The sequence below is a fragment of the Kocuria sp. KH4 genome (assembly GCF_053711175.1).
In genome coordinates, this window is the sequence record NZ_JBSJYX010000013.1 from 1 (window position 1) to 20,825 (window position 20,825).

At 75.4% G+C, this 20,825-nt stretch carries 21 protein-coding genes; 8 read left to right on the forward strand and 13 right to left on the reverse strand.

What is annotated here, in order from left to right:
* Positions 1–284: 284 nt before the first annotated feature.
* Positions 285–629 carry a hypothetical protein gene (locus ACWCOM_RS10680; protein WP_454548724.1) on the forward strand — a complete coding sequence of 115 codons (345 nt, stop codon included), beginning with the start codon at positions 285–287 and terminating at the stop codon, positions 627–629.
* A 92-nt stretch (positions 630–721) separates the two neighbouring features.
* On the opposite strand, the gene ACWCOM_RS10685 is transcribed toward ACWCOM_RS10680, so the two are convergent.
* Positions 722–1,960 carry an acyl-CoA dehydrogenase family protein gene (locus ACWCOM_RS10685; RefSeq protein ID WP_454548725.1) on the reverse strand — a complete coding sequence of 413 codons (1,239 nt, stop codon included), beginning with the start codon at positions 1,958–1,960 and terminating at the stop codon, positions 722–724.
* Between the two features lie 41 nt (positions 1,961–2,001).
* Complete coding sequence (locus ACWCOM_RS10690) at positions 2,002–4,137, reverse strand: 3-hydroxyacyl-CoA dehydrogenase NAD-binding domain-containing protein (protein ID WP_454548726.1); 2,136 nt, start codon at positions 4,135–4,137, stop codon at positions 2,002–2,004.
* Positions 4,138–4,267: 130 nt separating this feature from the next.
* Between ACWCOM_RS10690 and ACWCOM_RS10695 the strand changes: the two genes are divergently transcribed.
* On the forward strand, positions 4,268–4,813 hold the full coding sequence (locus ACWCOM_RS10695) for a GNAT family N-acetyltransferase (protein ID WP_454548727.1): 546 nt from the start codon (positions 4,268–4,270) through the stop codon (positions 4,811–4,813).
* 4 nt (positions 4,814–4,817) lie between these two features.
* Here ACWCOM_RS10695 and ACWCOM_RS10700 read toward each other — a convergent pair whose 3' ends face one another.
* From ACWCOM_RS10700 to ACWCOM_RS10730, 7 genes are all read right to left on the reverse strand, one after another.
* Positions 4,818–5,528, reverse strand: coding sequence for a TetR/AcrR family transcriptional regulator (locus ACWCOM_RS10700; protein ID WP_454548728.1), 711 nt, complete (start codon positions 5,526–5,528; stop codon positions 4,818–4,820).
* A gap of 137 nt (positions 5,529–5,665) precedes the next feature.
* Complete coding sequence (locus tag ACWCOM_RS10705) at positions 5,666–6,460, reverse strand: MerR family transcriptional regulator (RefSeq protein ID WP_454548729.1); 795 nt, start codon at positions 6,458–6,460, stop codon at positions 5,666–5,668.
* 61 nt (positions 6,461–6,521) lie between these two features.
* Complete coding sequence (locus ACWCOM_RS10710) at positions 6,522–7,394, reverse strand: SMP-30/gluconolactonase/LRE family protein (protein ID WP_454548730.1); 873 nt, start codon at positions 7,392–7,394, stop codon at positions 6,522–6,524.
* A 1-nt stretch (position 7,395) separates the two neighbouring features.
* Positions 7,396–7,833: an acyl-CoA thioesterase gene (locus ACWCOM_RS10715; RefSeq protein WP_454548731.1), complete on the reverse strand. Its 438-nt coding sequence runs from the start codon at positions 7,831–7,833 to the stop codon at positions 7,396–7,398.
* 33 nt (positions 7,834–7,866) lie between these two features.
* Positions 7,867–8,700, reverse strand: a complete 834-nt coding sequence (locus tag ACWCOM_RS10720; RefSeq protein ID WP_454548732.1) for a PhzF family phenazine biosynthesis protein — start codon at positions 8,698–8,700, stop codon at positions 7,867–7,869.
* 4 nt (positions 8,701–8,704) lie between these two features.
* Complete coding sequence (locus tag ACWCOM_RS10725; protein WP_454548733.1) at positions 8,705–8,899, reverse strand: hypothetical protein; 195 nt, start codon at positions 8,897–8,899, stop codon at positions 8,705–8,707.
* Positions 8,900–8,959: 60 nt separating this feature from the next.
* Complete coding sequence (locus ACWCOM_RS10730) at positions 8,960–9,577, reverse strand: DNA-3-methyladenine glycosylase I (RefSeq protein WP_454548734.1); 618 nt, start codon at positions 9,575–9,577, stop codon at positions 8,960–8,962.
* A gap of 64 nt (positions 9,578–9,641) precedes the next feature.
* On the opposite strand from ACWCOM_RS10730, the gene ACWCOM_RS10735 reads away from it, so the two are divergent.
* Positions 9,642–10,892, forward strand: a complete 1,251-nt coding sequence (locus ACWCOM_RS10735) for an MFS transporter (RefSeq protein WP_454548735.1) — start codon at positions 9,642–9,644, stop codon at positions 10,890–10,892.
* 9 nt (positions 10,893–10,901) lie between these two features.
* Here the strand turns inward: ACWCOM_RS10735 and ACWCOM_RS10740 are convergent, their stop codons facing one another.
* Together ACWCOM_RS10740 and ACWCOM_RS10745 are read right to left on the reverse strand one after the other, a co-directional pair.
* Complete coding sequence (locus ACWCOM_RS10740) at positions 10,902–11,378, reverse strand: DUF4870 domain-containing protein (RefSeq protein ID WP_454548736.1); 477 nt, start codon at positions 11,376–11,378, stop codon at positions 10,902–10,904.
* A gap of 114 nt (positions 11,379–11,492) precedes the next feature.
* Positions 11,493–12,968, reverse strand: coding sequence for a YhgE/Pip domain-containing protein (locus ACWCOM_RS10745; RefSeq protein ID WP_454548737.1), 1,476 nt, complete (start codon positions 12,966–12,968; stop codon positions 11,493–11,495).
* A 110-nt stretch (positions 12,969–13,078) separates the two neighbouring features.
* Between ACWCOM_RS10745 and ACWCOM_RS10750 the strand changes: the two genes are divergently transcribed.
* Both ACWCOM_RS10750 and ACWCOM_RS10755 read left to right on the forward strand, forming a co-directional pair.
* On the forward strand, positions 13,079–13,735 hold the full coding sequence (locus tag ACWCOM_RS10750; RefSeq protein ID WP_454548738.1) for a TetR/AcrR family transcriptional regulator: 657 nt from the start codon (positions 13,079–13,081) through the stop codon (positions 13,733–13,735).
* Between the two features lie 89 nt (positions 13,736–13,824).
* Entirely contained in the window at positions 13,825–14,640 is an 816-nt protein-coding gene (locus ACWCOM_RS10755) for a lysophospholipid acyltransferase family protein (protein ID WP_454548739.1), read from the forward strand.
* An 18-nt stretch (positions 14,641–14,658) separates the two neighbouring features.
* On the opposite strand, the gene ACWCOM_RS10760 is transcribed toward ACWCOM_RS10755, so the two are convergent.
* Positions 14,659–15,855, reverse strand: coding sequence for a PucR family transcriptional regulator (locus ACWCOM_RS10760; protein WP_454548740.1), 1,197 nt, complete (start codon positions 15,853–15,855; stop codon positions 14,659–14,661).
* 95 nt (positions 15,856–15,950) lie between these two features.
* Between ACWCOM_RS10760 and ACWCOM_RS10765 the strand changes: the two genes are divergently transcribed.
* From ACWCOM_RS10765 to ACWCOM_RS10775, 3 genes are all read left to right on the forward strand, one after another.
* Positions 15,951–17,003 carry a ferredoxin reductase gene (locus ACWCOM_RS10765; protein ID WP_454548741.1) on the forward strand — a complete coding sequence of 351 codons (1,053 nt, stop codon included), beginning with the start codon at positions 15,951–15,953 and terminating at the stop codon, positions 17,001–17,003.
* Between the two features lie 56 nt (positions 17,004–17,059).
* On the forward strand, positions 17,060–18,175 hold the full coding sequence (locus tag ACWCOM_RS10770) for a fatty acid desaturase family protein (RefSeq protein WP_454548742.1): 1,116 nt from the start codon (positions 17,060–17,062) through the stop codon (positions 18,173–18,175).
* A 154-nt stretch (positions 18,176–18,329) separates the two neighbouring features.
* On the forward strand, positions 18,330–19,904 hold the full coding sequence (locus ACWCOM_RS10775; RefSeq protein ID WP_454548743.1) for an SDR family oxidoreductase: 1,575 nt from the start codon (positions 18,330–18,332) through the stop codon (positions 19,902–19,904).
* Between the two features lie 41 nt (positions 19,905–19,945).
* Here ACWCOM_RS10775 and ACWCOM_RS10780 read toward each other — a convergent pair whose 3' ends face one another.
* Positions 19,946–20,803: a sulfurtransferase gene (locus ACWCOM_RS10780; RefSeq protein WP_454548744.1), complete on the reverse strand. Its 858-nt coding sequence runs from the start codon at positions 20,801–20,803 to the stop codon at positions 19,946–19,948.
* Positions 20,804–20,825: the final 22 nt, after the last annotated feature.

A 20,825-nucleotide genomic window follows, 5' to 3' on the forward strand; every position in this document is an offset into this window, starting at 1 on the left:
AGAGCACGACCACACCAGACGAACCCGGAAAACCACCACCACCCGGGGCACAACCACCCCCGGCCGCAGCGACTCGGAAGACACTACACCCACCCCACCACCCCGTCAAAACACCCCCACCACCCCCGGAACAACCCCCCACCACCCGACGAACCGGTCACCCATGGAGGACTGTCGGAGGCGGTGCACGCGGTCCGCGAACGCCCGCCCCGAGCCCCTCGGCCGGGACGGATTCGTGCGTAGGCTGATGACACAGCCGTGACCGTCAACCGAAAGGACCGCAGATGAGCACCTCACCGGAAGAACTGCCGGAGACCCCCGACACCTACGAGGGCGCGGCGGAGGTCGACCCCGACAACTGGCGCGACGACCCGCTCATCGAGGGAGCCGACGCGGAGGCACCGGCCGATCGCGTCGACCCGGCTCACCCCGTGGTCCCGTCCGAGCAGGAGCTGCGGGACGAGACGGCCGAGGCGCGCTTCGAGGCCGGCGACGAGCAGATCCCGCCCGAGGAGCCGGGCATGGGCGAGGCTCTCGACGACCTCGACGTGCCCGAGAACTCGGGGTTCGAGGACGAGATCGACTCGAGCAACGACTCGTTCCACGCCGGCGGCGACCCGCTCTCCTGAGCGCGGCCCCCGGACACGAGGACGCCCCGGCCGTGACGGCCGGGGCGTCCTCGTGTCCGGGGGAACCGTCCGAGGGGCGTGAGCGGCGCGGCTCAGGCGAACGCGGAGAGCCCGGTGATGCTGCGCCCGATGATCAGGGCCTGCATGGTCTCGGTGCCCTCGTAGGTGTGCAGGGCCTCGATGTCCGCGAAGTGCCGGGCCACGCGGTGCTCGATCAGGATGCCGTTGCCGCCCATGAGGTCGCGGGCGTTCGCCGCGATCGAGCGCGCCGTCCGGGTGGAGGTGTACTTCGCCAGGGACGCCTGCTCACCCGTGAGCGTGCCCGCCTCCTCCCGCTCGGTCATCCGGGCCACGAGCAGCTGGATCTGCGTCAGCTCGCTGAGCATCCGGGCCAGGCGCTCCTGGACGATCTGGGACGCGGCGAGGGGCCGGCCGAACTGCACGCGCTGGGCGGCGTACTGGACCGCGGTCTCGTAGCAGGCCTGGGCGTGCCCCACGGCGCCCCACGCCACGCTGATCCGCGTGGCGAAGAGCACCGCGGCCGTGTCCTTGAAGGACCGGGCCGCCGGCAGCGCGTTCTCCTCGGGCACGAGGACGTTCTCGAAGCGCAGGTGCGCCTGGTGGATGGCGCGCAGGGCGAGCTTCCCGCGGATGGTCGTGCCGGTGTAGCCCTCGCTCTCCTGCGGGACCACGAAGCCGCGGACCTGGCCGTCCTCGTCGGAGCGGGCCCACACCACGGTGATGCCGCCCATGGACCCGTTGCCGATCCACTTCTTCTCGCCGTTGAGCAGCCAGCCGCCGTCCACCCGGGTGGCGCGGGTCTCCAGGCTCACGGAGTCCGAGCCGTGCGTGGGCTCGGTGAGCGCGAAGGCGCCCAGCAGCTCGCCGGTGGCCATCCGCGGCAGCCACCGCTGCCGCTGCTCCTCGGAGCCGCACAGCGCGATCGAGCGCATGGCGAGCCCGCCCTGGACGCCCGAGACGGTCGCGATGGACCCGTCGCCCCGGGAGAGCTCCATGCTGACCAGGCCGGCGGCGGTCTTGGACATCCCGGGGTAGCCGTCGACCGCCACGCCGTCGCGCAGCAGGTCCAGCTCCCCCAGCCGGCGCACGAGGTCGAGGGAGTACTCGGCGCCGTCCCAGTGCCCGGCGATCACCGGCAGCAGGTCCTCCTGGACGAAGGCCCGCGCCCGCATCCAGTGCTCGCGGTCGGCGCCGGAGACGGACTCGAAGGCGCCGGCCGCGTCCGTGCCGAGGGCCTCGTCCAGGACGTAGTCGGGTTCCACGGTGCCGGCGGGGAACAGGTTCTCGCCGGTCTCAGGGGTGGCGGTCATCGGAGCGTCCTTCGGTCGGTCGGGTGGAGGGCGGAGGTCGGTCAGTCCTGGTGGAAGCGGCGGCCGAGGACGCGTTCGGCGGCCCCGGTGCGGTCCAGGTACGGGGTGATCCCGCCCAGGTGGAAGGGGTAGTTGGCGCCCAGGATCATGCACAGGTCCACGTCCTCGGGCCCGGCGACGACGCCCTCGGCCAGCATCGCGCCGATCTCCTCGGCCAGGGCGTCCTGCACGCGCGCGAGCAGCTCCTCGGCGGAGGCCGGGGCGTGCGCGGCGAGCTCGGGGTGCTCGGCACGGGTGCGTGCGAGCAGCCCGGCGGCCTCGGCGGCGAGGTAGCCGTCCGCCCCCGTCCCGGGGGCCTGCTCGGTCGGCAGGACGTGGGTGAGCCCCGCCTCGACCACCGCGTCCAGCCACGGAGACCGGGCGAAGCGCTCGGGGTAGGCCCGGTGCATGGTGCCGCCGACGTGGTGCAGCACCGCCGGCCCCACGAAGTCGAGCAGCCGCAGCGGCGTCATCGGCAGTCCCAGCGGGTCGGGGGCGTGGTCGGCCGTGGCCGCGTCGGCGCCCGCGTCGATCGCCCGCACGACCACGTCGAACATGCGCGTGAGCACGCGGTTGACCACGAAGCCCGGGGCGTCCTGGACCCGCACGGCCGTGCGGCGCAGCGTGGCGGCGAGGTCGAAGGCGGTGGCCAGCGCCACGTCGCCGGTCCGCTCCCCCGCGACGATCTCGAGCAGCGGGGTGACCTCCACGGGGTTGAACACGTGGAAGCCGACGACCCGCTCGGGGTGGCGCAGGTCCTCGGCCATGGCGGTGACGGACAGGGAGCTCGTGTTCGTCGCGAGGATCGTGTCCGGCCGGACGACTTCCTCCCACCGGGCGAAGACGGACTTCTTGACGTCGAGGTCCTCGAAGACGGCCTCGATCACGAGATCGGCGTCGGCGAGGTCCTCCGGTCCGCGCGCGCCGGTGACCAGGCCGCCGAGCTGCTCGGCCTGCTCCGCCGTGATCCGGCCCTTGGCGGCCTGGGCGGCGAAGCGCTCCCGGGTCCGGGCCACGCCGGCGGCGAGCCGCTCGTCGTCGAGGTCGGTCATGACCACGGGGATCCGGGCGCCGCCGGCGATGAGGGAGGCGAGCTGCCCGGCCATCAGCCCGGCGCCGATGACGGCGGCCCTGCGCAGGGGCTTCGGGGCCGCCGGGGGCACGTCGGCGGCCCGCCGGGAGCGGGAGGAGACCAGCTCGAAGGCGTAGAGGGAGGCCTTGGCGACGTCACCGCGGACCAGCTCCGCGAAGGCCGCGACCGCCTTGGCCCCGTTCTCGGTGCGGCTCTCGGTGCGGGCGCCGGCCACGAGGTCGATCGCCACCAGCGGGGCGGGGGCCGCCCCGTGCCAGGTGCGCTCGGCGCGGACGCGGGCCCGGTCGACGGCCTGCTCCCACTCCTGGTCCGCCGCCCCGCCCGGCGCGCCGGGACGACGGCGGGGCTCCCCGGCGTCGATCGCGGTGAGCCGGCCGGCCACCCACTGCTGCCAGGCGGCGTCCCACTGGGCGGTCCCCGGCGCCGCGTCGAGCACGACGTCCACGAGGCCGAGCTCGTGCGCCTCCTGCGCCTTCACGTGCCGCCCGCGCACGGAGTCGAACACGATCATGTGCAGGGCCGCGGCCGGGCCGACGAGGTGCGGGAGCAGGTGGACGCCGCCCCAGCCCGGGAAGAAGCCCAGCCGGCACTCCGGCAGGCCCAGCGGGCCGGTGCGCGGGTGGGCCGCGCGGTGGTCGGTGTGCAGGGCCAGCTCGAGACCGCCGCCCAGCGCCTGGCCGGTCAGCAGGGAGAACGTCGGCACCTGCGCGTCGGCCAGGATGCCGAAGGTCTCGTGCCCGAGGCCGACGTAGGAGTCGGAGACGCCGCTGAGCTGCGCGTGCCGGATCTCCTTGAGGTCGGCCCCCGCGCCGAAGGACCGCGCGTTGCCGGTGACCACGATCGCCTCGACGGCCGACTGGTCCACGGAGCGCAGGACGTCCCGCAGCTGTCCCAGGGCCTCGGGCCCCCAGATGATCAGCCCGCCGGGCTGCGTCGAGTCCAGCCGCACGAGGGCGATCGGCAGGTGCCGGCCGGGCAGCACGAGCTGCTCGACGGAGACCGTGACGGTGGAGGGGAAGGACGGGGCGTGCGGGGCGGGTGCCATGGACGGACTCCTGGGACGGGACGTGATCGGCACCACTCTGACTGATACTGAGTATCACGTCAAGGTATTGAGTCTCAGCGTCGCTTCCCGACGCCGCCCCCGGCCCCGCGACGCGTTAGTGTCGCTCCTGATGATCGACGTGCTGCCGCCACAGACCGAACGCCTCGTGTTCCGCCGTTTCGACGCCGAGGACCTCGAGCCCATGTACTCGTACCAGCGCCGCGAGGACTACGCCCAGTACGCGTGGCGGGGCCCGCGCTCCCGCGAGGAGTGCGAGCGCGCCCTCGCCGAGAACAGCGGGCTGCGCCCCTGGAGCCGGGACGGCGACCACGTCCGCTTCGCCGTCTCCCCGAAGGGCTCGCGGGAGCTCGTGGGCGAGATCGTGCTGACGCTGCTGGAGGTGGAAGCCGGCCAGGTCGAGATCGGCTGGGTCGTCCACCCGGATCACGCGGGCAAGGGCATCGCCTCCGAGGCCGCGCGCGCCGCCGTCGAGTTCGCGTTCGCCGCACTGGGCGCCCACCGCGTCTGCGCGAGCCTGGACGCGCTCAACGTGAGCTCCGCCAAGGTCTGCGAGCGCATCGGCATGCGCCTGGAGGCGACGCTGCGCCAGAGCCACCGCCAGCTGGGCGAGTGGCGCGACGAGCTGATCTACGCGATCCTCGCCGACGAGCTCTGAGCCCTCACCGGAGGGCGTCCCGCACGGAGGCCAGGACCTGTTCCGTGTCCGCCGCCGGGTCCAGCACGGTGACGACGACCGCCGGCCGCGCGCGGGCCGCCGCCGGCTCGCCGGCCGGTGCGGCCGCGGGGTGGCCGAACCCGGCGACGAGGGCGCGCGCCAGCCGCTCGGTCTGCGCGGCCAGCTCCGCGGAGGGGTCCGTGTCGGGGGCGCGCAGCCAGCCCCGCAGATGGGCGTTGTGCACCGCGACCGCGGCCGCGGACAGCGCCGTGGCGAGGGTGGCCCGGTCCGGGGCCTCGGGCAGCGCGGAGCGCAGGTAGCGCTGCAGGACCTGCTCGTAGCGGTGCGAGGTGATGAGCTCCCGGTCCCGCAGCTGCGGCACCTGCCGGAGCAGGGCGCTGCGCGCGAGGGCGCGCTCGCGGTGGTCGAGGTGGTGGCGGAAGACCAGCAGCACGCCCTCGCGCAGCGCCACGGCGGGATCCGCGCCCGGGACGGCCCCGGACCGGGCCAGCAGCTGCTCGAGCCGTTCGAGGTTGGCGGCGTGGTCCGCGAAGACGATGTCCTCCTTGGAGCCGTACTTGCGGAAGAACGTGGCGCGGCTGATCCCGGCTGCCTGCGCCAGCCGGTCCACGGTGGTGGCCTCCCAGCCCTGTTCGGCGAGCAGGCGGATCGAGCCGGTGACGACGTCCGGGCTCGCCCGGGGGGTCTCGGTCATGGTTCCTCCTCCGCTCGATCGTAGACCGGCGCCCGCCCCGGCCCGCACCCCTCCCGGAGCAGCACCCCGGCTCCGGGCGCGGGACGGCCGCGCCCGGAGCCGGTCACGGGGACGCGGCGGGACGGGCAGCGCGGTCCTCAGCCGGCGGCGCGGTCGGCGTTGGCGTGGATCGCGTCCCGGACGTACTGCGCCAGCCCGGGCGCCAAGTCCTCGTAGGTCCGCGTGAACCGCGGGTCCGCCACGTACATGTCCCCCAGCGCCCGGTGGCACTCCGGCGGGAGGTCGTAGAAGCGGTCGTGGATCTGGCGCCGCGCGGCCTCCGCGGCGTCCATCGCCTCGGCCGAGGCCGCGGGCAGCCCGGCGCGCAGGGCCTCGACGAAGCGCTGGTTGATCGCCGCGCTCTCGGCCGCGATCCGCTTCCAGTCCTCCGCGTCGTAGCCGGCGGTGCGGCGGCGGGACTGCTCCCACGCCTCGGTGTGCCCCCAGCGGCGCTCGGCCTCGGCGGCGTACTCGTCGCTGAAGCCCTCCCCGAACAGCTCGCGCCGCTCCTGCGGGGTCAGGTCGATCCCGGTCATCTCTCTCTCCAGTGCTCGGTCGATCGCGGTGACGAGGTCGGACAGCTCGGCCAGCCTCGACAGGACGGACTCGCGCTGCCGGCGCAGGTGCACCAGCACGGCCCCGGGCTCCTCCGCGGCCAGCAGCTCCTCGATGCGCTCGAGGGGCAGGCCGAGCCGGCGGTAGACCACGACGTGCCGCAGCCGGAGCAGGTCCTCCTCCGTGTACAGCCGGTAGCCGCCGGCCGAGCGTTCGCTCGGGCGCAGCAGGCCGACGTCGTCGTAGTGGTGGAGCGTGCGGACGGTGACGCCGAAGCGCTCCGCCACCTGGCCCACCGTGAGCCGCTCGCCCGCCCGCACGGGCCGCCGTCCGTCCATGTCCTCCACCCTGGGCCCTCCCGTCGCGTGAGGGTCAAGCCCGTCCGTGCCGGGGCCGCGCTCAGCCGGCGAAGGGCAGGACGGGCAGCCCGGGGACGTCCACCCGGACCGAGAACAGGGATCCGGCGGCGGGGTCCTCGTCCGCCGCCAGGTTCTCCCGGGACGTGGTGACGTAGAGGGTGCGCAGGTCCGGCCCGCCCAGGCAGCAGGCGGTGGTCTGCCGGGCGCCCACCTCCACGACGACGTCGAGCTCGCCCTCGGCGGTGTAGCGGTGGACCTGGCCGGCGCCGTGCAGCGCCACCCAGACCGCTCCCGCGGAGTCGACGGTCAGCCCGTCGGGGTGCACGTCCTGCCCCGCCTCCAGCTGCGGCACCACGAAGGTACGCCGGCGGTGCAGCCCCCGATCCGGCGACCAGTCGAACACGTCGACCTTCCCGGTGGGCGTGTCGTTGTAGTAGGCGCGCGTGCCGTCCGGGGACCAGGCGATGCCGTTGGAGACGGTGACGCCCTCCAGGACCGGCTCCCACCGGAGGTCGGGGTGCACCCGGTAGAGGGTGGCCGCACCCTCGGCCTGGTCGTAGGCCATGGAGCCGGCGTAGAAGCACCCGTCGGGGCCCGCGCCGCCCTCGTTCATCCGCACGGGGCCGGGCCGCCAGAACAGCTCGGGCGGGTGGACGGTGCCGTCCGGATCCTCGAGCGCGACCCCCGTCTCGACCGCCAGGACCGCGCCGCCGGTGGCGCGCGGTCGCACGCAGGCCACCACGTCCCCCACGTGCCGGCGCAGGACCTCGCCGTCCTCGCCGAAGGACAGGACGTCCCCGGCGAGCATGTCCACCCAGCGCAGCCCGCCCCACCCGTCGGACCAGCACGGGCCCTCCCCGTGGTAGGTCACGGAGTCGGTGATCCGCTCGGCGCGCAGCCGCTGCACCGCCACCTCAGAAACCCCTCTCGCCCACCGTGGGCAGCGCCGTGGTGGGGATCCGGTCCCGGTCGTAGGTGATCTCGGTGTAGCCGTGCGGCGCGGGCCGGCCCTGCCGGTCCAGGTTCACGAAGACGATCTTATCGATGCTGAGGATCAGGTCCCGGGTGATCATGTTGCGCACCTGGGCGCGCATGGTCAGGGACGTGCGGCCGAACTCGGTGGCCGTCAGGCCCATCTCGATGATGTCCCCCTGCTCGGCCGAGCTGACGAAGTTGATCTCCGACATGTACTTGGTCACGGCGCGCTGGTTGCCGAGCTGGACGATCGCGTAGATCGCCGCCTCCTCGTCGATCCAGCGGAGCAGGCTCCCGCCGAACAGGGTGCCGTTGGCGTTGAGGTCCTCCGGCTTGACCCACTTGCGGGTGCGGAAGGTGATGTCCTGGGTGCTCATGGCCCCACGATACTGAGCGGGCGCGCGGCGGGCCTACAGCTCCACGGTGCCGCGCACCACCGGGCTCACGCGGCCGCCGATCCAGATCGTGTCCGCCTCCCGCCGCACGAGCACCCGGCCCGTGCGCCCGAGCACGGTGCCCTGGGCGGCGACGTAGGCCTCCGGGGCCCAGCCGTTGTCGGTGAGCCAGCGGGCCAGGCCCGCGTTGAGGCTGCCGGTGACCGGGTCCTCCACCACCCAGTCCCCCACGAACGCGCGCACCTCGACGTCGGACTCCCCGCCCGGCGGGTGCGCCCCGACCACCCCGAGCTTGAGCCCGGCCATGGCGGACCAGTCGGCCCGCAGGCCCAGCACGGTCGCGGCGTCGGCCACGCGCACCCCGATCCAGCCGGGGCCGTTGTCCAGCCAGGAGACGTCCAGCAGGGCCGCGGGATCCAGCCGCAGGCAGCGCGCCACCCGGTCCAGGAGCTCGGGCTCCGCCACCGGCTCGTAGCGCAGCAGGGGCGGCGCGGCGAAGGACAGTTCGTCCCCGCGGCCCCGGACGGGCACCAGGCCCACCCCGCACTCCTGCACGACGTCCTCGCCGGCGGGCCGGCCGCCGAGGGCGAGCCAGGCGGCCGCGGTCCCCAGGGTGGGGTGCCCGGCGAACGGCAGCTCGCCGCCGGGGGTGAAGATCCGCACCCGGTAGTCGGCCTCCGGCGCGGTGGGCTCGAGCAGGTAGGTCGTCTCGGACAGGTTGGTCCAGCGGGCGAAGCGCGCCATCGTGTCCTCGTCCAGGGCGTCGGCCCCGTGCACGACGGCGAGGGCGTTGCCGCCCAGGGGGGTGGGCGAGAAGACGTCCACCCAGCTGATCGCGTGGCTCGTCACGGCGTCAGAGCACCGGCCCGCGCCGGTGCGGCCGGGCCGCGGGGCCCCGCGCCGGGCGCCCGCCGGGAGCGGGGACGGCGCCGCGGGCCGCGGCGCGGTCCCGGCGCAGCCGCTGCACCACCATGCCGACCAGGACGGAGCCGACGGTGCTCAGGATCAGGGGCAGCACCGCGCTGGGCTGCCGGCTGTTGTCGTACATGGTCTCGGGCCTCCTGCCGGGAGGCGGCGCGCGGCGCCGCCGGGATCGGTGCTGACGATCCTACGCACGCCCGTCCGGCTCCGGCCACACCCCGGAGCTGCCGCGCCGGTGGCTGCCGAGCAGGTGGGTGTCCACGATCCCGACGGCCTCCATCAGCGCGTACATGGTGGTGGGCCCCACGAAGCGGAAGCCCCGGGACCGCAGCGCCCGGGAGAGGGCCTCGGACTCGGCGGAGCGGGTGGGCACCTCGACGGCCGTGCGCGGGCGCGGGGTGGCCGCGGGACGGAAGGACCACACGAGCCCGGGCAGTCCGCCCTCGGCGCGCAGGGCCACGGTGGCCCGGGCGTTGCCGACGGCGGCCTCGATCTTGCCGCGGTGGCGCACGATGCCGGCGTCGGCCAGGAGCCGGTCGACGTCGGGCCCGCCGAAGCCGGCCACGACGTCCGGGTCGAAGTCCGCGAACGCGGCGCGGAACGCCGGGCGCTTGCGCAGGATGGTGGCCCAGGACAGCCCGGCCTGGAACCCCTCCAGGCAGATCCGCTCGTAGAGGCCCCGCTCGTCGCGCACCGGCATGCCCCACTCCGTGTCGTAGTACGCCCGCAGCAGCGGGTCCGTCGCGGCCCAGACCGGACGGGCCAGCCCGTCGGTGCCGAGGACGAGGTCGGGTCGAGGCTCCATGCCCAGCATGGAAGCACACCGCGGCCCCGGCACGCACCCGCGGCGCCCGCCCCCGGGGCATAGGATGGCCGCCATGCACCCGGCGGACACGACGGCGCAGCGCCGCGCCCTGCAGCGCAGGGTCGTGCGCGTCCTGGCCCTGGGGCAGGTCCTGGGCGGGGTCGGGGTGGGCGCGGCCCTGGCCCTGGGCGCCCTGCTCGTGACCGAGGTGTCGGGCTCCCCGGCGTGGTCCGGGATGGCCGCGACCATGAACACCCTCGGCGCGGCCCTGCTCGCCGTGCCGCTGGCCCGCCTGGCCCGGGCGCGCGGGCGCCGGATCTCCCTGAGCACCGGCGCGGTCACCGCGATGGCCGGGGCGGGCGTCACGATCGGCGCCGCGGTGCTCACCAGCTTCCCCGTGCTGCTGCTGGGGCTGGCCCTGCTGGGCGCCGGATCGGCGCTGAACCTGCAGTCCCGCTTCGCGGCGACCGACCTCGCCGACGACGACACCCGCGCCCGGGACCTGTCCCTCGTCGTGTGGTCCACCACGATCGGCGCGGTGCTGGGCCCCAACCTCTTCGTGCCCGGCGAAATCCTCGGCCGGGCCCTGGGGCTGCCGGAGCTCACCGGCGGGTTCGTCATCGCGCTCGCGGCCCAGGCCGCAGGCGCGCTCGTGTACCTCGCCGCGCTGCGCCCCGACCCCCTGCTGCACGCCGCGGCCGAGGGCGGGGCCGCGGGGGCGGGCAGGGCCTCGCCGGCCGGCGGGCTCGCCGTGCTGCGCTCGTCCGCGCCCGCCCGCCGCGCCGTGCTCACGGTGGCGCTGGGCCACGCGGTGATGGTCGCGCTGATGTCCATGACGCCCGTGCACCTGACCGGCCACGGCGCGTCGTTGAGCCTCGTGGGCCTGACCATCAGCCTGCACGTGGCCGGGATGTACGCCCTCGCCCCCGTCTTCGGCTGGCTCGCGGACCGGGTCGGGCGGCGCCCGGTGGTCCTGCTGGGCCAGGCGGCGTTCACGGCCTCGCTCGTGCTGGCCTGGCGCGGCCCGGCCGCACCGGCGCTCGTGGCGCTCAGCCTGGTCCTGCTGGGACTGGGCTGGTCGGCCGCCACGGTGGCCGGCTCGGCGCTCGTGACGGAGGCCGTGCCGCCGGCCGGGCGGCCGCAGTTGCAGGGCGTCTCGGACCTGCTCATGAATCTCGCCGGGGCGGCCGGCGGCGCCTTGGCCGGCCCTGTGCTGGCCCTCGTCGGCTTCGACGGGCTCAGCGCGGCGCTGCTGGTGCCCGTGGCGGTCGTGGTGCTCCTCCACCGCGGCCGGCGGCCGGCCGCGGCGGCCTGAGCGCCCGGCTCAGCGCAGCACGGGCAGCTGCAGCGGGTAGCGGTAGACCTCGCCCTTGTTGGCCTTCAGCACGGCCAGGACGTGGCAGACCACGAGCAGCACCCCGGCGACGAGCCACAGCACGAGCGCCACCGGGAAGAGGATCACCGTGAACAGGCAGACCCAGGCGGCCGCGTTGAGCAGCCACATCGACAGGTTGAAGTTGAAGGAACCGGCCGCGGTGGCCCGCAGGAACGCGTTGCGGTCCCGGTGCACGAGCCACACCACGAGCGGGCCCACGAAGCCGAGCCAGCCGACCGAGACCAGCGCGCCGACCAGACCGGAGAGGTGGGTGAGGATCGCGATCGTGCGGTCGTCGCCCTGCGCCCGGTACTGCGGCGCCGGCCCGCCGGGCCCGTAGCCGGACGGGCCGGGGCCGTAGCCGGGCACGGACGGGCCGGGGCCGCCCTCGCCCGGGCGGGGGGCGGACGGAGGAAGGTAGGACATCGCGTGCTCCTGGTCGGTGCGGTGGGATGCGGTGCTGCCAGCGTAGACCGCCGCCCTCGAGGGGCGGTATGGGGGTTGACCGCAGTCCTGCGGGCCCCGTGGCCGGAGGGACGGTCAGCGGGCCACGCCGCGGCGCCCCGCCCGGCGGTCGTAGACGGCCCCCACGGTCAGGGCCAGGGCCACGGAGCCCACCAGGAGCGCCCCCAGGGCCGGCGGGCCGGTCCGCAGGCCGGCGTCCGGGACGGCGTCGAAGTAGAGCACCGCGCGCACGCTCGTGGCCATGTGGTGCAGCGGCTCCGCCGCGGCGATCGCCCGGAAGAACTCCGGCAGCGCCTCCACGGGGACCACGGCCCCGGCGGACGGCAGGCCCATCAGCACGAGGTAGACCATCGCCAGCACCAGCCCCGCGCTGCCGAGCACGGTGACCAGGGCGAGGGTCACGGCGGAGACGGTGGCGATCGACAGCCAGCTCAGCAGGAAGAGGAGGAACCCGTGCGGCAGCGGCACCCCGAGTCCCGCGCAGACCGCCATCATCGCGCCCGCCGCGGGGGCGCCGGCCACCACGACCACCCCCCACTTCATGAGGAAGGTCGCCCGCCGGGACGGCCGCGCCCGCAGCCGCTGGCGGAAGACGGGACCCAGCTCCAGGGGCGCCACCCCGAGACGCGCGTCGATCAGGATGCTCGCCCCGATCGACCCGCTCAGCCCGAGCACGAGCAGCAGCACCGCGTAGTAGAACGCCCCCATGCCCAGGGCCGTGCCGTCCTGCGGCTCGTGGAAGGCCTCGACGACCACGTCGACCGGGTCCGCGAGCACCGCGGCGGAGGCGGAGCTCACCCGCGGGGCGAGCTCCGCGGCGAGACCGCCGGACGCCCCCTCCTGGGCGGCGGCGACCTGCCGGGCGAAGGCCTGCGCGCCGGGCCCGGCCTGGGCGGCGGCCGCGGCGAGCTCCCGCGACTGCTCCGCCCGGGCGTCCGCGAGCCGGCGCTCGACCGCCGCGGACGCCTGCGCCTCGGCCTCCTCGGCCGCCGCGGTGAGCTGCTCGCCGAGGCGCGCGCTCGCCTCCTGCAGCGCCGGCTCCACCGCCCCGGCGGCCAGCCGGGTGCCCAGCGTCCCCGCCTGGGGGTCGGTGAGGACCGTGATCCGCGGCCGGCGGGAGTCCTCGCTGGTCAGCGCGCCCTGCACGAGCCCGGTCGCGTCCGCCGAGAAGGTCTCGGGGACCACCACGGCGGCGTAGACGCGGCCGGAGTCCAGCTGCTGCTGGGCCGCGTCCCAGTCGAGGACCCGCAGGTCGAGCTCCTCCGACCCCTCGGCCCCGGCCACGAAGCCGTCGACGAGCTCACGGCCCAGGTCCCGGTGCCCGCCCCCCGGAGTGTCCGCCCCGGCGTCCCGGTCGACGAGCGCCACCGGGAAGTCCCGCAGGTGCGCCGCGGGGTCGGAGAGCCCGCCCATGTACAGGGCCGTCCCCGCGACGGCCAGGGCGAGGACGGTCAGCAGCGGCGCGGCCCAGAAGCCGACGGAGCGCCAGGGCGGGCGCTCCCGGGGCTCCGCCAGGTGCCGGGGAGCGGAGGGTTCGGGGACGGTGGGCATGGGCAGGGCCTTCCAGCACGAAATTGGATACACTGGTGTATCGAAGAGTCGACCGTCAGGATACACCGCTGTATCGAGTGCCCGGCGCCCGCCGGGGAAGGAGCCGCCCCATGAGCACCGGACCGGACCGGGACGAGGGCGCCAAGCGCTCCCGGACCGCCACCCGCCGGCGCCTGCTCGAGACCGCCGCCGGCGTCTTCGCCGAGCGGGGCATCGAGGGCGCGAGCGTCGGGGAGCTGTGCGCGGCGGCGGGCTTCAGCCGCGGCGCGTTCTACAGCAACTTCGACTCCAAGACCGACCTGGCCCTGGCCATGTACGAGGACCACGTGGAGCAGCTGGTGTCCCGGCTCGGCGAGCAGCTGGAGCGGTGGCTCACCGCGGGCGCCTCCGCGGAGGAGGTGGTCGTGCGGATCCTCGAGGGCCTGTCCGACCACACCTCGGACACGACGTGGCACACCGTGCGGCTCGAGCTGCTGCTGACCGCCCGGCGCTCGCCCGCGGTCCGGGAGGTGCTGGCCGGACACCGCGACACCCTGGTCGAGGCCGTGGTCGAGGCGCTCACCCGGGTGGCGCGGCGGCAGCGGCTGCGGTTCACCGTCGAGGTCGCCGAGCTCGCCCGGATGCTGCTGGCCACCTACGACGGGGCGCTCAACGCCCGGCTCGCGCACGGGCCCGAGGGCGCGGCCGAGCACGACGTGGCGCCGGCGATTTGGCTCGCCTTCACGCGCCCGGAGGAGGCGCACGGCGCGCCGGCGGACCGCGGCTGAGCGGAGGCGGCCGGACGGGCCGCACGGGCTTACGATGTCGCGCAGACCGTTCCCGGCCCGACCGCGGGCCTCGTCCCCGAGGAGGGACCGTGGCCCTGCAGCTGCGCCCCAGCAAGTACGCCTACCGGGCCATCGTGCTCGCCGGCCTCGCCGCGGTGCGGCTCTTCCGCGTTCCGCTGCTCGCCTCGGGCGAGGAGCACCTGCCGGACGACCAGATGGTGCACGGGCTGGACCGGGAGGTCGGGCCCGGCCGGGGCGCCGTGGTGGCGGTGACCCACTTCGGCTACCTCGACTTCGTGTTCGCGCAGCTGGTGGTCTGGCGCCGGCTGCGGGCCCACTCGCGGTTCCTCATCACCCGCAAGCACACCGGCAGCGCCTTCGTGACCGCGGTGTGCCGGTTGTGCGACCACGTCGTCGTCGACCGCGCCGACGGCGCCCCCGCCTACGCGGAGGCCCTGGCGAAGCTGCGGCGCGGGGAGTTCCTCGCCGTGTTCCCCGAGGGCGGGGTCAGCCGCAGCTGGACCGTGCGTCCGCTGCGCACCGGCGCCGCCCGGCTGGCCGCGGAGACCGGCGCCCCGATCATCCCCGTGGCCGTGTGGGGCGGGCACCGGATGCTCACCCGGGGCCGGGGCCGGATCCGGCTGCGCGACGTCCGGGGAACCCCCGTGCGGGTGCACGTCGGCCCGCTGCTGCGCGTCGCCGCCGACGAGGACGTCCGCGCCGCGAGCGCGCGGCTGCGGGAGGCCCTGCAGGAGGGGATCGACCGGTGCATCGACAGCTACCCGGTCACCCCCGCACCCGGCGCGTGGTGGATGCCGGCGCACCGGGGCGGCGGCGCCATCACCGTGGCCGAGCAGGCCGCGCACGACGCCCGCGAGCGGGAGTCCTACAAGCACACCGGCTGAGCCCGGCGGGACGCGGGGTCAGCGGAACCCGGCGCGCAGGACGAGCTCGAGCTCGAAGCGGGTCTGCGGGTCGTTGAGGGCCTCCCCGAAGACCTCCCGCAGCTGGTTCACCCGGTAGCCCACCGTCTGCTCGTGGATCCCCAGCTCCGCGGCCATGGCCGCGCGCTGCCCCTGGTGGGCGAGCCAGGACAGGAGGGTGGCGCCGAGCCGCTCCCGCTGCCCCGGGCGCAGCTCGTCCAGCGGGGCCAGCCGCTGGGCGGCGAGGTCCTCCACCACGGAGCGCTCGCCGTGCAGCACGAGCTGCACGAGGTGCTCCGCGACCCACACCGGCCCCTCCCCGGCCGGCTCCTCCCGCCGCATCAGGTCACGGGTCAGCGCCGCCAGCCGCAGGGAGTCGGCGGCCGCGTACCAGGGACGGCCCGGGCCGATCACGGCGCTGCGTCCCGTGAGCGCCCGCGCCAGGTCCTGGCGACCGGACGCCGAGGACGGCTCCGGCACCACGGCCACCACGTCGCCGGGGCGGGACGTGAGCAGCGCCCGCTCCCCCAGCCGGGAGCGCAGGCCCACCCGGCGGTCGGCGGCCAGCGTCACCACGACCACGCGCTCCGGCACCGGCCAGCCGGCCGCGGCCGCGGCGCCGCGCACGGTGTCCTCCACCACGTGGCCGCGGACCAGCATGTCCGCGAGGGCGTCCAGCATCCGGTCCCGCTCCCCCGCGCGCTCGGACTGCTCCAGGGCGTACCCCTCCGCGCTGGCCGCGGAGAGCTCCTCGATGTAGGCGAAGACCGACTCAGCCAGCTCGATCAGCACGGAGGCCTCGAACCCGGCGTCCATGGCCACCCGGGACAGGGAGCGCAGCGTGGTGCGGGCCCCGGAGCGGTAGGCGGCGAACAGGGCGTCCATGGGGCGCCCCTCCCGCACCTCGCCGCGGCCGAGCCGCTCGTAGACCCTCCGGTCCTCCTGCTGCAGCGCCGGGCGCACGGTCCCGGGCAGGTGCAGGAAGCGGGTCAGGGCCACCTCGACCCCCCGCCGGATGCTGTCCCCGAACAGGCCCTCGAGCGGCCGGGCGTAGACCGGGACGTCGTGGCGCACGGCGTCCAGCAGCTCCTCCGCGACGGCGGGCAGGTGGGGCACGAGCAGCGGGGTGAGGGCCGGGGGCAGGGACGTCCAGGGCAGCTCCCGGTCCGTCCGGCCCGGCTGGTCCGGTGCACCCACCGGCGCCCCCTCTTCATTCCGATGACACAGTTTCTCCGCTGAAAGAGTACGTGACGGAACGAGAATCGGCACCGGATTTGCGGCACAGTGATTAGGTGCCATCCATACGACTGCTCTCCCGCCTCGCGTCGGCCTTCACGACGCCGCGCTCCCCGGAGGACTTCCTCCAGCTCATCGACCCCCTGGCCAGCGCCCGCCAGCTCCGCGGCCTGGTGACCTCCGTGGTCCCCGAGACCGCGGACTCGGTGACGATCCGGTTCCGACCCGGCCGGGGCTGGAACGCGCACGAGGCCGGCCAGTGGGCGCGCATCGGGGTGGAGATCGACGGGGTGCGGCACTGGCGCTCCTACTCGCTCAGCACCGGCGCCGGGCAGGACCCGGCCATCACCGTGACCGCGATGGGCAAGGTCTCCACCGCCCTGGTGCGGGGGACCCGCCGCGGCGACGTCCTCTTCCTCGCCCCGCCGGAGGGCGACTTCGTGCTCCCCGAGAGCCCCCGCCCGCTGCTCATGCTCACCGCGGGCAGCGGTCTCACCCCGGTCATGTCCATGATCCGCACCCTGGTGCCCCGCCGCGCGGACGCCGACCTCGTGCTCGTGCACTCCTCCCGCTCGCCGGAGGAGTCCCTCTTCCGCGAGGAGCTGCTGGAGCTGGCCGACCAGTTCCCGGGCTTCCGCCTCGTCCAGTGGTTCACCGGGGAGCGCGGCCGCCGGCTGGACCTCGCCGGGACCGGCGACCTCGACGCCGCCTGCCCCGACTGGCGGGACCGCGCCGCCTACGCGTGCGGGCCCGCGGACTTCCTCGACGCCGCCGAGGCCCTGTGGCAGCGGGAGGAGGGCGAGCTGCGGGTCGAGCGCTTCGCCGCCGTCGTCGCCCCCGGCGCGGGCGGGGAGGGCGGCCGCGTGACCTTCGAGAAGTCCGACACCGAGGTCGAGGCCGACAGCGCCACGACCCTACTCGCCGCCGGCGAGGAGGCCGGGCTCATGATGCGCAGCGGCTGCCGCATGGGCATCTGCCACGCCTGCGTGACCCCCCTGCTCTCCGGGCAGGTCCGGGACACCCGCACCGGGCAGGTGCACGGGGAGCCGGGCCACCTCGTCCAGACGTGCGTGTCCACGGCCGCCGGCCCCGTCAGCCTCGACGCCTGAGCACCGCCCCGCCCCCTGATTTCCTTCCCCGATCCCGTTCCCGAAGGAGCGACACCATGACCATCGTCACCCCCCTCCTGCTCGACCAGGGCAGGTCCGCCGGACGGGCCAAGCCCTCCGCCGCCGCCCACCTCTCCGACGCGCAGATCCAGGAGCTGGGCCGGGAGCTCGACGCGCTGCGCGAGTCCGTGATCGCCACCCGCGGCGCCCGCGACGCCGCCTACATCCGCCGGGTGATCGCCACCCAGCGCTCCCTCGAGCTGGCCGGGCGGGCCGCGCTGCTGTTCGCCAAGCACCGGCCCGCCTGGCTCGCCGGCACCGGCATGCTGACCGTCGCCAAGATCCTCGAGAACATGGAGATCGGCCACAACGTCCTGCACGGGCAGTGGGACTGGATGCGCGACCCCGACATCCACTCCACCACCTGGGAGTGGGACTTCGTGACCCCCGCCGAGGCGTGGCAGCACACCCACAACGACCTCCACCACACCTGGACCAACGTGGTCGGCAAGGACCGGGACGTCGGGTACACGATCCTGCGCATGGACGAGGACCAGCCGTGGACGCCGCGCAACCTGGGCAACCCGCTCTACAACGCGCTGCTCGCCCCGGTCTTCGAGTGGGGCATCGCGATCTACGACCTCGAGCTGGACGAGGTGCGGGAGGGCCGCAAGCCGGTCGCCGAGCTGAAGCGCGGGCTCAAGGCCCTCGGGGCGAAGTTCGTGAAGCAGGCCGCCAAGGACTACGCAGCCACGCCCGCCGCCGCCGCCGTGACCGGCTCCGCGAAGCAGGCGCTGACCGCGACGCTGACCGCCAACGCCGTGCGCAACATCTGGGCGCACGCCGTGATCTTCTGCGGCCACTTCCCGGCCGGGGCGGACACCTTCACGGAGGAGCAGATCGAGGGCGAGACCCGCGGGGACTGGTACGTGCGGCAGATGATCGGCTCGGCCAACATCTCGGGCTCGCGGCTGATGCACCTGATGACCGGCAATCTGTCCTTCCAGATCGAGCACCACCTGTTCCCGGACCTGCCCTCCAACCGCTACGCCGAGGTTGCCGTGAAGGTGCGCGAGATCTGCGAGCGCTACGAGCTGCCCTACACCACGGGCCCCCTGCCCAAGCAGGTGGCCTCGGCGTGGGCGAAGGTGTTCCGCCTGGCGCTGCCCTGACCCGCCTCCCCGGCCCGCTCCCCGCGGCGCCGCCCACGACGGCCGCACCCCGCCCGGGTGCGGCCGTCGCCGTGCCCACCGGCGGCCCGGCCGGCGCACAGGGCCCTGTCGGGCGGCGTTGGTACGCTCACGGGACCCGCACGAAAGGCAGGCCATGAGCTCTTCCCAGCGCGTCCTCATCACCGGTGCCACCGGCTACGTCGGCGGGCGCCTGGCGCCCCGCATGCTGGCGGCGGGCCACACCGTGCGCGTGGCCGTGCGCTCCCCCGGCAAGCTGCGCTCCGTGCCGTGGCGGGACCGGGTGGAGGTCGCCGAGACGGACCTCAACGACCTGGACGGGATGACCGCCGCCTGCCGGGACGTCCACACCCTGTACTACCTGGTGCACTCCATGGGCGGCTCCCGCCAGTTCGAGGAGCAGGAGGCGCAGATGGCCCGGACCGTGGCCGAGGCCGCGGCGCGGGCCGGGGTGCGGCGCATCGTCTACCTCTCCGGCCTGCACCCCTCCGGGGTGGAGCTGTCCCAGCACATGCGCTCGCGGGTGCGGGTCGGGGAGATCCTGCTGGCCGGGGCGGTGCCCGCGGTCGTCCTCCAGGCGGGCGTGGTGATCGGCTCCGGCTCGGCCTCCTTCGAGATGATCCGGCACCTGGGCGACACCCTCCCGGTGATGCCGGCCCCCTCCTGGGTGACCAACCGGATCGAGCCCATCGCCGTGCGCGACGTCCTGTACTACCTTATCCACGCGATGGACCTGCCGGAGGACCTCAACCGCACCTTCGACATCGGCTCCCGCGACGTGATGACCTACGCGGACGCCATGCGCCGCTACGCCCGCGTGGCGGGACTGCGCCGGCGGGTGGTCTTCCACCTCCCCCTGCCGGCGCCGCGGCTGTCCGGGTTCTGGGTGGGCATGGTCACCCCGATCCCGCTGTCCCTGGCCGTGCCGCTCGTGCAGTCCCTGCAGCACGACGCGGTGGCGGACGAGCACGACATCGACGCCCACATCCCCCCGCCCCCCGAGGGCCTGGCGGGCTACCGCCGGGCCGTGTCGCTGGCCCTGAAGAAGATCGAGGACAACTCCGTGGAGACCACGTGGGACGTCCACTACAGCTCCTCCGAGGCCGCCGCGGACCCCCTCCCCTCGGACCCGGACTGGGCCGGGCGCACGGTCTTCGTCGACGAGCGCAGCCGGACCGGGCCGGCCCGCCCCGAGCAGGTGTGGCGGGTCATCGAGTCCATCGGCGGGCGCAACGGCTGGTACTCGCTGCCCCTGGCCTGGCAGGTCCGCGGCATCATGGACAAGCTCGTGGGCGGCGCCGGTCTCAACCGCGGCCGCCGCGACGCCACCGACCTGCAGGTCGGCGAGTACGTGGACTGGTGGCGGGTCGAGGCGCTGGAGGAGGGCCACAAGCTGCTGCTGCACGCGGAGATGCGGGCCCCCGGCCGGGCCTGGCTCGAGCTGTCCGTGGAGCCCGAGGGCGAGGGCAGCCGCTACCGGCAGCGGGCCATCTTCTTCCCGAAGGGCCTGCCCGGCCGGCTCTACTGGTGGGGCGTGTGGCCCTTCCACGGCTTCATCTTCCCCTCGATGGCCCGCAACATCCTGGCCGCGGCGGCCGCGCGGGACGGCTCCGGGCCGGGTGCGCCCGCGCCCGCCGCCGAGCAGAGCGGCGCCGAGCAGACCGGCGCCGAGCGCGCCGCCGTCGCGCGGGACGCCGCGGCCCGCGGCTGACCGCGGGCCGGGCTCCGGCCGCCGAGCGGGGCCGCCCCGGCTCAGCCGGGGCCGATCACCGGCCGCGGGCCCGGGCGGCCCCACTCGGCCCAGGAGCCGTCGTAGACGGCGACGTCCGTCCGGCCCGCGAGGTGGGCGCCCAGGGCCAGGACGCACGCCGTGAGCCCCGAGCCGCAGCTGGTGACCACCCGCCGCCCCTCGGGGGCCGCCGCCCCGAGCCGCGCCCGCAGCTCGGGCAGCGGCAGCAGTCGCCCGTCCGCGTCCTGCAGCTCCGTGTACGGCAGGCTGACCGCCCCGGGCATGTGGCCGGGGCGCAGACCGGGCCGCGGTTCGGGCTCCGTGCCCGCGAACCGGCCGGCGGAGCGGGCGTCGAGGACCACCGCCCCGGGCTCCCCGAGGGCGTCGGCGACCTCGTCGGCGCCCACGAAGAACCCCTCCTGCGGCACGAGCTCGACGTCCCCGGGCGCGGCGGGCGGATCCGCGTGGGCGCCCACCGGACGCCCGTCGGCGGTCCAGGCCGGCAGCCCGCCGTCCAGCACCGCGACCCGGTCGAAGCCCGCCGCCCGCAGCATCCACCACACCCGGGCGGAGGCGAAGATCCCCTTGCCGTCGTAGGCCACCACGGTGCTGGTCCGGGAGATCCCCAGCGCCCGGGCCGCCGCGGTCAGCCGGTCCCCCGGGGGCATCGTGTGCGGCAGCTCCGCGGACGGGTCGGAGAACGGCCCGTCCAGGTCCAGGAGCAGCGCGCCCGGGATCGCCTCCTCGGTGCGGTTGAGCGTGGAGCTCGCGTCCACCAGCACCAGCCGGGGGTCACCCAGGTGGTCGGCCAGCCACCCGGTGTCCACCACGGGTCCGGGCAGCTCGAGGAACGTCTCGGGGTGCGGGGTGCCGGTGCTCATGCGGGCCAGGGTAGCGCGCTGG